We start from the raw sequence: 12,228 nt of genomic DNA, 5'->3' as shown, positions 1-12,228 counted from the left end.
CGCCATCCCCATATGGGGCGGGAATGGCGGGCAAAAGCCTGCTGGAAAGAGCGTTTGGGTGCAGCGATGACGAAATGGTCGCCGAATTCTTGGAGAGCAAAGCCGATCAAGCAGGTTCCTGCCTATCCGGACCTCGCCGCGCTGAAGAACACGGAAGCCCAGCTCGCCACCTTTCCGCCGCTGGTTTTTGCCGGTGAGGCGCGCAAGCTGAAGAAGCAGCTTGCGGCTGTCGCTGCCGGCGACGCATTCCTTCTGCAGGGCGGTGATTGCGCCGAGAGTTTCGCCGAACATGGCGCCGACAACATCCGCGACTTCTTCCGCGTCTTCCTGCAGATGTCGGTGGTGCTGACCTTTGCCGGCGCGCAGCCGGTGGTGAAGGTCGGCCGTGTCGCCGGCCAGTTCGCCAAGCCGCGCTCGTCTGACAATGAGACCAAGGGCGAGGTGACGCTGCCAAGCTACCGTGGCGACATCATCAACGGCATCGAGTTCGACCCGAAGTCGCGCATTCCCGACCCGGCCCGCCAGGAAATGGCCTACCGCCAGTCGGCGGCGACGCTTAACCTGCTGCGTGCCTTCGCCCAAGGCGGCTACGCCAGCCTGGAGAATGTGCATCGCTGGATGCTGGGCTTCGTCTCCGACAGCCCGCAAGGCGAGAAGTATGGCATGCTCGCCAACCGCATCACCGAGACGATGGACTTCATGAAGGCCGTCGGCATCACCTCCGAGACCAATTACGCGCTGCGCGAGACCGACTTCTACACCAGCCACGAGGCGCTGCTGCTTGGCTATGAAGAAGCACTGACCCGCGTCGATTCGACCTCCGGCGACTGGTACGCAACGTCGGGCCACATGATCTGGATCGGCGACCGTACCCGCCAGCCCGACCATGCGCATGTCGAATATTGCCGCGGCATCAAGAACCCGCTCGGCCTCAAATGCGGTCCGTCGCTGACGGCGGACGGCTTGCTGGAGCTGATCGACCTGCTCAATCCGGAGAACGAGCCGGGCCGGCTGACGCTGATCGCCCGCTTCGGCTCCGACAAGGTCGCCGACCATCTGCCGAAGCTGGTGCGCGCGGTGCAGAAGGAAGGCCGCAGCGTCGTGTGGTCATCCGATCCGATGCACGGCAACACGATCGAGGCAGCCGGCTACAAGACGCGGCCGTTCGACCGCATCCTCAAGGAAGTCCAGACCTTCTTCGAGGTGCATCGCGCCGAAGGCACGCATCCCGGCGGCATCCATGTCGAAATGACCGGCAAGAACGTCACCGAATGCACCGGCGGCGCCCGCGCCATCACCGCAGAGGAACTGCAGGATCGCTACCACACCCATTGCGACCCGCGCCTCAACGCCGACCAGGCGATCGAGCTGGCGTTCCTGGTGTCGGATCTCTTGAAGAAGAGCCATCCGGTGCAGCACAAGCAGGTGGCTAGCGGCTGAACCCGTTTTCAGAATTGAAATGATAAGCGCCAGAGAAATCCGGCGCTTTTTCGTTTGATCAACGCCCGCGTTCCCAGCGCAATCCGTTGAGCCGGGGATCATTGGCGAAGGCGGTTCTGGAAAACTCGATGCGCCTTTCCGGAAATTCGCAGATCCCCTGGACGCCGAGGGAGCCTAGCCGGATGCGCCATGTGTGCGGCTCCAGCGGCTTGGCCTTGGTAAAGCCGCGGCATGTCAGCAGCGCCACATTGACGCCCTTCGGGTCGCGCGCCGAACGGTAACGGATCGCCTCCAGCCCAGCCTCACGCGCGACATCGGCAATCGCCTGGCTGGCGGCATAGTCGGTCGGATGCGTCCAATGGGCCCGATCGCGGTCGAGCGGCGGCCGCGTCAGGTCGATGGCATTGTCGGTATGGATCGCGGCGGCGAAGGCGGTGTATTCGGCGGCGTCGCGCGGCCATGGCGTGTCGGGCGAATCGGCGAAGAACAGCAGGCGGTAGAAGGCCATTTCGGCGACCGCCGTCATGATCGTCTCCGCCGCATAGTAGACGCCCAGGGTGCGGCCGGCGCGGCGGAAGCGCGAGCCGTAGGGATAGATCGAGCCGTAGCGGAAGGGCGTCGCCAAGAGATAGTGGAGATGCCGGCATTCCATGGGGATCTGCGGCTTGGTCTCCTCGATCAGATCCTCGAGCAGCGCCTGTTCGTCCAGCGTGTCGACGATCTTCAGCGTCGAGACGCGGTGCTGCGCCTCGACCATGCGCCAGTATTTGCCGTCGAGCCGGACGGCTTCAGACGAGAGCGCGTCGGGAGTCCAGATAGGCAATGACATCGACAAGCCCGGTAATGGTGAGGATCTTTTCAAGCGGGCTGCCATCGAAAGCCGTGTTGGCGTTCTTCAGCCATGCCCGGGCTATCGTCTCGTCACCGCCGACAATGGCATCGAGCGAACGGAACAGCCGCACGAACAGCACCGCGAGTTCGAACGGCTTGGTGCCGCGCTCCAGCAGGAATTCCTGCCTGCGCATGCGTGAAACCGTGGCTTCCGAGACGCCGATGATCGACGCAAGCACCCTGGCGGTTATATCCAGGAGTTCGGCGGCACGCAGCGTGGCCTTGGTCAGAACCGCGTTTTCGGCCGCCGTCGCGGTGAGATCAGGGGCGGCATTGGGTTGTGTAACAGACATGGCCTCTCTCTTTCCATGGAAAATATAGTCCACTGAAATTCATATGGAAAGAGGCGGGATCCGATAAATTTGCCTGCGCCCGGGAATTAGCTGCACGCCGAAGCGTCAGTCTTTCTTGTATAGCAGCCAGTTCTTGCCGGTGCGGCCGGCCATTGTCGAGTGCCGGGTGACGCGGTTGCGCCCGCCAACCTTGGAGCGGTAGAGCGCCCGGTCCGCCTTGGTGTAAAGATCCTCCGGGCTTTCCGCTTCGGAAGCCATGCAGATGCCCATGGAAACGGTCACCGTGCCGTAATTGGCGCCGGTCTGGCTGCTGGTGAACGGCGTCTGTTCGATCAGCACGCGGATGCGTTCGGCGATCTCGTAAGTGGTATCCTCGCTGGCGCCCTCGACGATCAGCGCGAATTCCTCCCCGCCGGTGCGGGCAACGAACATGTCTTCACGGATGCTGGTCTGGAAGATTTCAGCGACGATCTGGATGATCTTGTCGCCGACCGGGTGGCCGTAGCGATCGTTGACACCCTTGAAATGGTCGATGTCGGCAAGGATCAGGGCGTTGAACAGGATCCCCTTGTTGGAGGTGTAAATCGCCGTGATTTGCTTGTCGAAGGCGCGGCGGTTCCAGATATGGGTCAAGGGGTCGGTGTCGGCGAGCCGCTTGTACTCCTCAAGCTTCGACTTGACGCTCTCCAGTTCCGCCGTCTTGTCGCTCAGCGTGGTTGCAACCTGCTTGCCGTGGTCGAGGGTCGAGTTGGTGGCTGCCGCCATGGCGCTGGCGACCTTCTGCAGCAGATCCTGCGAAAGCAGGCTGCGGTTGGCGAGGCCACTCGACGTCTCATCGAGGATCTTGCCGTATTTCTCGATATGGCTACGTTCGCTGCGCAGCAGCAAGGCGATGTCCTCGAGTTCCCTGGCCAGCACGTCGCGCGCCTGCTCGACAATGCCGGGACCGTGATGCTGGGCAAAGAAAGCGCGGCCGATGCGGTCGAGATCGTCCTGCGTCGGCTGGTTGCCCAGCGCGACGACGGCCAGGCCGAGTTCGCGATTGGCGCCTTTCAGTGCTTCGTAGAAGATTTCGTAATTGCGCGGCAGGCCAAGCACGCCGAGCTGACGCATGGTCGCCACAACGGCTGTTGCAATGTCGCTGTTTCGGTCGGTCTGGACGGCTGCCGGCTGCATGTTCTGTTCACTCTGCCTCTGGGAACCATCGCAGACCGTGCGAGATGCCGCCGACCGGAGAGTGCCAGCCGTATTTCGGATCATCCTGCGAAAGACACGTCCCCAATCGCGACATTCGCTTGGCAACGACCATAGATGCGCCGGCGCTAAAGTTTCCTTAATGTGCCGCCAGGTAACGCGTCCGTTCTACCGCAGGCTGCAGAAATGGTTTGCAAAGATCCTGAGGTCAGGTCCGAACGCGGCCACCCCATGTCGCATTTGCCGGTGCCCGGCTGCGGCAAAACTGAAATCCTCTCGGCCAGCGGCGAAGCCCTGGACGATGGCTGGTGGAGGTAGGGATGAGCAACAACCACAGCGGATCTTGCCTGTGTGGAGCCGTGCGTTTCCAGACGCGAGGGCCGTTGCGCGGCGTCATTTATTGCCACTGTTCGCAGTGCCGCAAGCAGAGCGGGCATTTTTACGCCGCGACCAACGTCGCCGACGGCGACATCACGATAACCGGCGCCGACAACATCAGCTGGTACGAATCGTCTTCCTTCGCCAAGCGCGGCTTTTGCAAGATCTGCGGCTCGGTGCTGTTCTGGAAGCCGGGTCAGGATGCCTATGTCTCAGTTCTGGCCGGATCGTTCGACAACCCGACCGGACTCCAAGGCCAATGCCACATCTTTGTCGGCGACAAGGGCGACTACTATACGATCGACGATGGACTGCCGCAGTTCGAGAAGTCGACGCCGACGATCAAGGTTGCGGAGGAGTGATTTTGCGGCGGCTGCCTTATTCCCTTGATCCAGCCATTGCGATATCCCCTGCCGGTGATTCGAAGGGGATGCGGCATGCAGCGGCTGATCGGTGCTTACTTCAATTCTGTGCGAGCCTTTCGCAAGCTCGCCGCCAGCGAAAGGGCATTTCAGCAGGAACTGATGCTGCTGGTGCTGGCGCTGCCGCTCGGCTGGTTCGTCTCGGTCTCGTGGCGCGGCTACGCGCTGTTGATCGGCGCGGTGCTGCTGCTCATCATGGTCGAAGTGCTGAACACCGGCATCGAGGCAGCCTGCGATGCCTTCAGTCGCGAGTTCAACGTCGACATCCAGCTCGCCAAGGACTGCGGCTCGCTGGCGGTGCTGATTTCGGTTGTTATCGTCGCCGGCGTCTGGGGAGTCGCCCTCATTGAGCGCATCACGGGACTACCGATCTGATCTGAACGCTCCCATATGTTAGTCACCAAAGGAGACTGACGTCGTGGAAGCCAATTTTCTGCTGCTTGAAAGAGCCGGCCTGCCGGAAGACCTGCGCTGGCTGGCGGAAAAATATCCGCGCGAGACATGGCAGGGTCACGCCAACATCCACGGCATGGCACACATGTGGCTGCAGCGGCACGACATGTTCCGAGAGCTGGGCGGCATGCTCACCAACGGCATTGGCGACTATCGCGAAGGCAGGCTGACGGCGCCGGATTTCGCGCGCTGGTTCGCGCCGCGGCTGAACCACTTTCTCGGCAATCTCGACGGCCACCACAATGTCGAGGACTACCAATATTTCCCGGCTTTCGCCAAGGCGGAGCCGCGCCTGAAGCGCGGCTTCGAAATCCTCGATGCCGACCATCACACCATTCATGAGGGGCTGGAGCGCAACGCCGAGACGGCGAACGCCTTCATCCGCACGCTCGAGGAGAGCGAGGACAGGCAGCGCTTCGCCGCCGACGCCTATGCGGACGAGAACAGCCGGCTGATCGCCATGCTGAAGCGGCATCTGGCCGACGAGGAAGATCTCATCATCCCGCTGATCCTCGATCGCGGCGACCGGGCTCTGGTCGAGGACGACGACTGAACCTTACGATGTGGTTTCGCTGTCGCGGGCGTCCTTGGCGCGCTCCTTGCCGGCGACGGTGCGGGCGATGAGCCAGGCAAGGATGGCGACGCCCAGACCTATGGCAAGCGCGATCAGCAGCCGTTCGTGATGGAGCAGTGCCTTGCCTATCATCTGCTCGGCGCCGAGGCCGGAGACGTAGCCGATGCCGCAGAACAAAGCCGCCCAGACCAGCGACGACACCGCGTTGAGGATAACGAAGCGCGCTACCGAAATGCTGGCGAAACCGGCCGCGATGCCGCCGACCAGGCGCAGGCCATAGATGTAGCGGTTGGATAGGACGAATATGTTGGGATGGGACGAGACGAGACGGTAGGCGTGGTTGAAGCCGGGCCTCGCCTTCAGTTTCAGCACCCTGGGATGGTCGGCAAAGCTGCGGCCGAGAATGAAGAAAAACGTGTCGCCGACGAAGGCGCCAATGGCGGCCGTGAGGAAAGCCTTCCAGAGGATGAAGACATGCTGATGGGCGAAGAAGCCGCCGAGGATGGCCGCACTTTCGCCTTCGGCGACACAGCCCAGGAAAACCGCGATCAACCCATATTGCTCGATGAGGTGATGGACGATCCCGGTCATTGAGAGGTTTGCCGGCCCGACACTTTTTCGTCTATGCGGTTCACCTGTTCGGCCAGGCGCGCGATGTCCTCGCGCACGCCGATGATCTGGCTGTGGCGCAGTTCGTCCAGCTTTTCATGCAGAGCCATGATCTCGATCTCGGCCTTGAGGTTGACCTCATAGTCATGCGCGGCGTCGATGCGGTCGCGTGCGGCCTGGCGGTTCTGCGACATCATGATCACCGGCGCCTGCAGGGCGGCGATCATCGACAGCACGAGATTGAGGAAGATGAAGGGGTAGGGGTCGAATGAGTCTCGCCCGAGCAGCCACCAATTGGCGCCGATCCACAGCACCAGGAAAGCAATGAAGGACAGGATGAACGTCCACGAGCCGCCGATGCGGGCAATGGCATCGGCGATCCGGTCGCCGGCGCCCTGAAGGCCGGTGAGGCTGTCGTTGATATCCTGCGAGATGGGCTTGCGGTCGACAGTGCTCTGCAACACCCGCCGCTCGAGCTCGCTGAGGCCCTCCGGCGTTCGCCTCAGCCAGCGGTTGGCCAGTTCTGGCACGGTCTTGTGCATGGATGTCTCCATAGGAAAAGCATCGGCTTGGCAGCCTCGTTTGCATATAGGAAGATGGCGTTTCGTCAAAAGCGCGGCGCGAGGATGCAGGATGCCCGATTTCGCGAAGATTCGCGCCCGTGCTGCAAAACGCAAAGGCGGCGACGCCGTGCTGACCTCGCTGCTCGGGCCGGCGCCTGACAATGCTGCTGTTGCCGACATTACGGACGATCGCATCCTGTCGACGATGGCCGAGCGGGTGTTTGCCGCCGGCTTCGTCTGGCGCGTCATCGAACAGAAATGGCCGGGCTTCGAGGAAGCCTTTCTCCATTTCGAGCCGAAACGGCTGTTGTTTCAACCTGATGACTTCTGGCATGACCTGACGGCTGATCAACGCATTGTGCGCAACCCGCAGAAGATCAAATCCGTCCGCGACAACGCCGCCTTCGTTGAGCGTGTGTCGAAGGAACATGGCGGTTTCGGCAAATTCCTCGCGGAGTGGCCTGACGACGACCAGGTCGGGCTGATGGCGTATCTCGGCAAGCATGGCAGCCGGCTTGGCGGCAACACCGGCCAGTATTTCCTGCGTTGGCTGCAATGGGACGCCTTCGTCATCTCGGCCGATATGGTCGCGGCTTTGCGTGACGCCGGCCTCGACATCGCCGAAAGTCCGACGTCGAAGAGGGATCTCGACAGGATTCAGGCGCAGATCAACAAATGGGCGCAGGAAACCGGCCTGCCGCGCCGGCACATCTCGCGCATTCTGGCGATGTCGATCGGAGAGAACCATTCGCCGCAATCGCTGCGGGAATATATGGGCGATGACTGATCACCGAATTGGTCCAAACGAACGCCATTGCCCGGGCAAATTTGCCGCGCTAAACCGCAGGCATGACCCAGAAGACCGCACCCGATATTCTGCGCATCGCCGTTGCCCAGCTCAACCCGACGGTCGGCGATGTCGCCGGCAACCTTGCCAAGGCGCGCGAGGCGAGGGCCGATGCCGCCCGCCAGGGCGCCGACATCGTGCTCTACACCGAGCTTTTCCTTGCCGGTTACCCGCCGGAGGACCTGGTGCTGAAGCCGGCCTTCCTCAAGGTTTGCGAGAAGGCCGCGCAAGACTTCGCCGGAGATACCGCCGATGGCGGGCCGGGCGTCATCATCGGCACGCCGCTGAAGCGCAAGAGCGGCACCCACAATTCGATCATCATCGCCGATGGCGGCAAGATCCTCGCCGAGCGCTACAAGCTCGATTTGCCAAACTATGGCGAGTTCGACGAGAAGCGCGTCTTTCAGGCCGGCCCCGAGGCTCAGGGACCCGTCAATTTCCGCGGTGTGCGCATCGGAATTCCGATCTGCGAGGACATCTGGGGCGACGTCGGCATCTGTGAAACCCTGGCCGAAAGCGGCGCGGAAATCCTGCTGGTGCCGAACGGCTCGCCCTACTACCGCGCCAAGATGGACGTGCGCCATCAGGTCGTTATCCGCCAGGTCATCGAGACCGGTTTGCCGATGATCTATGCCAATCAGATCGGCGGCCAGGATGAGCTGATCTTCGACGGCGCCTCTTTTGCCATAGGCGCCGACAAGACGCTTGCCTTCCAGATGAGCCAGTTCGAGGAAACTGTCGACGTCACCACCTGGAAGCGCAACCGCGTCGCCGCAGGCGCGCAAAACGCAGAAGAGTTCGACGGCTGGGTCTGCTCGGAAGGGCCGATGTCGAAAATCCCCGAGCGCGAAGAGGCGGACTACCGCGCCTGCATGCTCGGCCTGCGCGACTACGTCAACAAGAACGGCTTCAAGAACGTGGTGCTGGGTCTCTCCGGCGGCATCGATTCGGCGATCTGCGCGGCCCTTGCCGTCGACGCACTTGGCGAGGAGCGGCTGCGGGCGGTGATGATGCCCTACCGCTATACCTCGGAGGATTCACTGAAGGATGCCGAGGATTGCGCCCGTGCGCTTGGCTGCCGCTATGACATCGTGCCGATCTTCGAACCGGTCGAGGGTTTCCTACACACGCTGGCGCAGCTTTTTGAAGGCACCAAGGAAGGCATCACCGAAGAGAATCTACAGAGCCGCGCGCGCGGCACGATCCTGATGGCGATTTCCAACAAGTTCGGCTCGATGGTCGTCACCACGGGCAACAAGAGCGAGATGTCGGTGGGCTACGCCACGCTTTATGGCGACATGAATGGCGGCTTCAACCCGATAAAAGACCTCTACAAGATGCAGGTCTATGCGCTGTCGCGCTGGCGCAACAGCCATGTGCCGCCGGGCGCGCTCGGTCCCTCAGGCGAGGTGATCCCCAGGAATATCATCGACAAGGCGCCGTCGGCGGAATTGCGCGAGAACCAAACCGACCAGGATTCGCTGCCGCCCTATCCGGTGCTGGACGACATTCTGGAATGCCTGGTCGAGAACGAAATGGGCGTCGACGACATCGTCGCGCGCGGCCACGACCGGGCGACGGTGACGCGCGTCGAACATTTGCTCTACATTGCCGAGTACAAACGCCGGCAAGCGGCGCCGGGTGTGAAGATCACCCGTAAGAATTTTGGCCGCGACCGCCGCTATCCCATCACCAACCGTTTCAGGGATCGCGGCTAAACATCTGATTAAATTGATGAAGCTTGGGGGGCGCATCTTTATCAACTATTTCAAGGGAACGCTGAGTATCACATCCTGCGCTTCAAGAACGGCAAGATCAGGGAGCAGGGGCGCGGCATTTCGTGGTGCCGTAAGCGCGTCAGGTCGGTAACCAAACCACGGGCCGGACCGAAATTCGGCCGCCCTCCATTCTTTGCGAGGCACCATGCCCGACTGTGAAATCAGCTTCGACATGTCACGGATCGATTTCCGGGCGACCTCCGATCTGTTGATGGCGAGTTATTGGGGCGCCGGCCGCAGCGATGAGTTTCATCGCCGCGCCTTTGCCAACTCGTTCTGCACCGCGGCCTATATCGACGGGAACCAAGTCGGTTTTGGCCGGGCCATCACCGACCGTACGGTGTTTGCCTATCTCGCCGACATCATCATCTGGCCGCAGCATCGCGGCCAAGGCATTGGCTTGCAACTGGTGCAGGCGCTCATCGACCACCCTGAACTCAGCACGGTCTCGCACTGGAGCCTGTCGACCAGTGACGCGCATGGCCTTTATGAGAAGCTGGGCTTCAAGGCATCAACCGACGGCCGCTACATGCGCCTCGATCGCAACCCGGAATGAGGCATAGCGAGGGGGGTTGACCGGCTGTTGTTGCAAAATAACCTCACTGGTTGGACCAGTTACGCTTTGCCACGTGCCCGGCCTTGGCGATCCTTCATGGCGTCTCTATAAGGACCTCTCCGCAAGTGTCTTGCGGGAGGTCTGAATGGCAGTATTTCACATGGTAATGCGAGGCCGCGAAGCCTAGGTCTCACCTGGCGTCCGGCGAAGGTTTGCCCTTCGCACCGATGCCGGGTCGAGTACAGGCTTCTGCCGATGCCGGTCGCCACCCGACAACCCGGGGCGCGCCGCCACCTATGCCGAACCTCCGCAGCCGGGCGAATTGCCCAGCGCGGTTTTCAATTTTCAGACCTTACCGGGACCGGGCAGATTTGCGCCCGGATGACATCATGACTCGTTTTCGAATCGATCTGCGTGCAATCGCCTTTCGCAGCGTTCTTGGCTTCACGCTCAGCCACTGGCGGCGCCAGCCGTGGCGGCTTTCGCTGATCATGGGCAGCTTCCTGCTGTCGACCCTGGCCGACGTCTTGACGCCGCTCTATTCCGGCCGGCTGGTCGACGCCGTCGCCAGCAGTGCGTTGGCTGACGATGTCGCGTGGAATGCGGCAATGGCGGCGTTCTTCGCGCTCATCGCTTTGGCGCTGACCGGCGTGGTGCTGCGCAACCTGGCTTTCATGGGCATTGTCGAGCTGACGCTGAAGATGATGGCCGACATCGCCGCCGACTCGTTCTATCGCGTGCAGCGCTTCTCAACCGACTGGCACGCCAACAGCTTTGCCGGATCGACGGTGCGCAAGGTCACGCGCGGCATGTGGGCTCTCGACCTGCTCAATGACACCATCCTGATTGCGTTGTTGCCATCGGTCGCCATGCTGGTCGGCTCGACGTTGCTGCTCGGCTGGTTCTGGCCGCTGATGGGGCTGGTCGTGGCAGTCGGCTCGGTGCTGTTCATCACGGTGACGGCGCTGCTGTCGCTCGGCTATGTCGCGCCCGCGGCACGGCTCGCCAACAGCTGGGATACGCGGCTTGGCGGCTCGCTTGCCGATGCGGTGAGCTGCAATGCCGTGGTCAAGGGTTTCGGCGCCGAGACGCGCGAGGAAACGCGTCTTGCCAAGGTCGTCGCCAAATGGCGCGCGCGGACCAGCCGCACTTGGGTGCGCGGCACCATCAACGGCACGACGCAAGGCGCCATGCTGCTGGTGCTGCGGACGGCAGTGATCGGCCTGTCGCTGATGCTGTGGGCCTGGGGCCAGGCAAGTGCGGGCGATGTCGCCTTCGTGCTGACCTCGTTCTTCGTGCTGCAGGGCTACCTCAGGGACATCGGCACGCATATCCGCAATTTGCAGCGTTCGGTCAACGATATGGAGGAACTGGTCGATTTCCAGTCGCAACCGCTCGGCATCGAGGACCGGCCCGGCGCCAAGCCGATCCGGATCACTCATGGCCACATCGCCTTCGATAACGTCACCTTCCACTATGGCAGCCATCGCCTGCCGCTCTACCGCGGCTTTTCGGTGGAGATAGCGGCGGGCGAGCGGGTCGGACTGGTCGGTCATTCCGGCTCGGGCAAGACGACCTTCGTGAAGCTGATCCAGCGTCTCTATGATGTCAGCGGCGGCAGGATCCTGATCGATGGCCAAGACATCTCCCAGGTTGCACAGGCGTCGCTGCGCGCGCAGATTGCCATCGTCCAGCAGGAGCCCATCCTGTTCCACCGCTCGCTGGCGGAAAACATCGCCTATGCCCGTCCGGACGCCACGCAGGCCGAGATCGAGCATGCCGCCAAGCTCGCCAGCGCGCACGACTTCATCACCGGCCTGCCGAAGGGCTACGGCACGCTGGTCGGTGAACGCGGCGTGAAACTGTCGGGCGGCGAGCGCCAGCGGGTGGCGGTCGCACGCGCCTTCCTGGCGGATGCGCGCATCCTGATCCTGGACGAGGCGACATCGAGCCTCGATTCGGAATCGGAAGTGCTGATCCAGCAGGCGATGGAGCGGCTGATGGTCGGCCGCACGACGCTGGTCATCGCGCACCGTCTGTCGACGGTGCGGGCGCTGGACAGGCTGCTCGTGTTCGACCGTGGCAAGATCGTCGAGGAAGGCTCGCATGACGAGCTGATCCGGCTGAAGGGCGGCATCTACCGCCGCCTGTTCGAGCGGCAGGCGCTGGAACTGACCAAGGGCCTGGTGATCTGAGCTGAACGCAGAGCCCTATCCGAGGGACAGGGCTC

At 62.3% G+C, this 12,228-nt stretch carries 13 protein-coding genes; 8 read left to right on the top strand and 5 right to left on the bottom strand.

The features are described from left to right. Nucleotides 1-66 precede the first annotated feature (66 nt). Entirely contained in the window at nucleotides 67-1,440 is a 1,374-nt protein-coding gene (locus NKI15_RS15030) for a class II 3-deoxy-7-phosphoheptulonate synthase (RefSeq protein WP_352514849.1), read from the top strand. Nucleotides 1,441-1,498: 58 nt separating this feature from the next. Here NKI15_RS15030 and NKI15_RS15025 read toward each other — a convergent pair whose 3' ends face one another. The 3 genes from NKI15_RS15025 to NKI15_RS15015 form a co-directional block, all read right to left on the bottom strand. After that, complete coding sequence (locus NKI15_RS15025) at nucleotides 1,499-2,269, bottom strand: RES family NAD+ phosphorylase (protein ID WP_023744821.1); 771 nt, start codon at nucleotides 2,267-2,269, stop codon at nucleotides 1,499-1,501. Beyond that, nucleotides 2,229-2,624 (bottom strand): MbcA/ParS/Xre antitoxin family protein, encoded by a 396-nt coding sequence (locus NKI15_RS15020; protein ID WP_023667557.1) that lies wholly within the window; start codon nucleotides 2,622-2,624, stop codon nucleotides 2,229-2,231. Before NKI15_RS15020 ends, NKI15_RS15025 begins: the two co-directional genes overlap by 41 nt. 105 nt (nucleotides 2,625-2,729) lie before the next feature. Continuing rightward, entirely contained in the window at nucleotides 2,730-3,800 is a 1,071-nt protein-coding gene (locus NKI15_RS15015; protein WP_023821397.1) for a GGDEF domain-containing protein, read from the bottom strand. A gap of 338 nt (nucleotides 3,801-4,138) precedes the next feature. Between NKI15_RS15015 and NKI15_RS15010 the strand changes: the two genes are divergently transcribed. The 3 genes from NKI15_RS15010 (at nucleotide 4,139) to NKI15_RS15000 (ending at nucleotide 5,624) form a co-directional block, all read left to right on the top strand. Continuing rightward, nucleotides 4,139-4,558: a GFA family protein gene (locus NKI15_RS15010; protein WP_023688328.1), complete on the top strand. Its 420-nt coding sequence runs from the start codon at nucleotides 4,139-4,141 to the stop codon at nucleotides 4,556-4,558. Nucleotides 4,559-4,633: 75 nt separating this feature from the next. Further along, nucleotides 4,634-4,993, top strand: coding sequence for a diacylglycerol kinase (locus tag NKI15_RS15005; protein WP_352514850.1), 360 nt, complete (start codon nucleotides 4,634-4,636; stop codon nucleotides 4,991-4,993). A gap of 43 nt (nucleotides 4,994-5,036) precedes the next feature. Then, nucleotides 5,037-5,624, top strand: coding sequence for a hemerythrin domain-containing protein (locus tag NKI15_RS15000; RefSeq protein WP_023688330.1), 588 nt, complete (start codon nucleotides 5,037-5,039; stop codon nucleotides 5,622-5,624). Between the two features lie 3 nt (nucleotides 5,625-5,627). Here the strand turns inward: NKI15_RS15000 and NKI15_RS14995 are convergent, their stop codons facing one another. Both NKI15_RS14995 and NKI15_RS14990 read right to left on the bottom strand, forming a co-directional pair. Beyond that, the gene (locus tag NKI15_RS14995) at nucleotides 5,628-6,236 is read right to left on the bottom strand and encodes a DedA family protein (protein ID WP_352514851.1); all 609 of its coding nucleotides are present in this window, start codon (nucleotides 6,234-6,236) and stop codon (nucleotides 5,628-5,630) included. Beyond that, on the bottom strand, nucleotides 6,233-6,796 hold the full coding sequence (locus NKI15_RS14990) for a DUF1003 domain-containing protein (RefSeq protein ID WP_023688332.1): 564 nt from the start codon (nucleotides 6,794-6,796) through the stop codon (nucleotides 6,233-6,235). Before NKI15_RS14990 ends, NKI15_RS14995 begins: the two co-directional genes overlap by 4 nt. Nucleotides 6,797-6,887: 91 nt before the next feature. Here NKI15_RS14990 and NKI15_RS14985 point away from each other — a divergent pair, with 91 nt between their 5' ends. From NKI15_RS14985 to NKI15_RS14970, 4 genes are all read left to right on the top strand, one after another. Then, nucleotides 6,888-7,604: a DNA-3-methyladenine glycosylase I gene (locus NKI15_RS14985; RefSeq protein ID WP_023695415.1), complete on the top strand. Its 717-nt coding sequence runs from the start codon at nucleotides 6,888-6,890 to the stop codon at nucleotides 7,602-7,604. 62 nt (nucleotides 7,605-7,666) lie between these two features. Further along, complete coding sequence (locus NKI15_RS14980; RefSeq protein ID WP_352514852.1) at nucleotides 7,667-9,382, top strand: NAD+ synthase; 1,716 nt, start codon at nucleotides 7,667-7,669, stop codon at nucleotides 9,380-9,382. Between the two features lie 205 nt (nucleotides 9,383-9,587). After that, a complete protein-coding gene (locus tag NKI15_RS14975) occupies nucleotides 9,588-9,998 on the top strand; it encodes a GNAT family N-acetyltransferase (protein ID WP_023695412.1) in 411 nt (136 codons plus the stop codon). A gap of 389 nt (nucleotides 9,999-10,387) precedes the next feature. After that, entirely contained in the window at nucleotides 10,388-12,193 is a 1,806-nt protein-coding gene (locus tag NKI15_RS14970) for an ABC transporter ATP-binding protein (RefSeq protein ID WP_352886266.1), read from the top strand. The last annotated feature ends 35 nt before the right edge of the window (nucleotides 12,194-12,228 follow it).

It is taken from the genome of Mesorhizobium sp. M0862 (genome assembly GCF_040319795.1).
GTDB lineage: Bacteria > Pseudomonadota > Alphaproteobacteria > Rhizobiales > Rhizobiaceae > Mesorhizobium.
The sequence above is the reverse complement of the archived record's forward strand: the minus strand, read 5'-3'. Positions and strand labels throughout refer to the sequence as shown.

Coding starts and splice junctions, on each gene's coding strand:
- NKI15_RS15030 (WP_352514849.1), top strand. CDS start 67: ATGACGAAATGGTCGCCGAATTCTTGGAGAGCAAAGCCGATCAAGCAG.
- NKI15_RS15025 (WP_023744821.1), bottom strand. CDS start 2,269: ATGTCATTGCCTATCTGGACTCCCGACGCGCTCTCGTCTGAAGCCGTC.
- NKI15_RS15020 (WP_023667557.1), bottom strand. CDS start 2,624: ATGTCTGTTACACAACCCAATGCCGCCCCTGATCTCACCGCGACGGCG.
- NKI15_RS15015 (WP_023821397.1), bottom strand. CDS start 3,800: ATGCAGCCGGCAGCCGTCCAGACCGACCGAAACAGCGACATTGCAACA.
- NKI15_RS15010 (WP_023688328.1), top strand. CDS start 4,139: ATGAGCAACAACCACAGCGGATCTTGCCTGTGTGGAGCCGTGCGTTTC.
- NKI15_RS15005 (WP_352514850.1), top strand. CDS start 4,634: ATGCAGCGGCTGATCGGTGCTTACTTCAATTCTGTGCGAGCCTTTCGC.
- NKI15_RS14995 (WP_352514851.1), bottom strand. CDS start 6,236: ATGACCGGGATCGTCCATCACCTCATCGAGCAATATGGGTTGATCGCG.
- NKI15_RS14990 (WP_023688332.1), bottom strand. CDS start 6,796: ATGCACAAGACCGTGCCAGAACTGGCCAACCGCTGGCTGAGGCGAACG.
- NKI15_RS14985 (WP_023695415.1), top strand. CDS start 6,888: ATGCCCGATTTCGCGAAGATTCGCGCCCGTGCTGCAAAACGCAAAGGC.
- NKI15_RS14980 (WP_352514852.1), top strand. CDS start 7,667: ATGACCCAGAAGACCGCACCCGATATTCTGCGCATCGCCGTTGCCCAG.
- NKI15_RS14975 (WP_023695412.1), top strand. CDS start 9,588: ATGCCCGACTGTGAAATCAGCTTCGACATGTCACGGATCGATTTCCGG.
- NKI15_RS14970 (WP_352886266.1), top strand. CDS start 10,388: ATGACTCGTTTTCGAATCGATCTGCGTGCAATCGCCTTTCGCAGCGTT.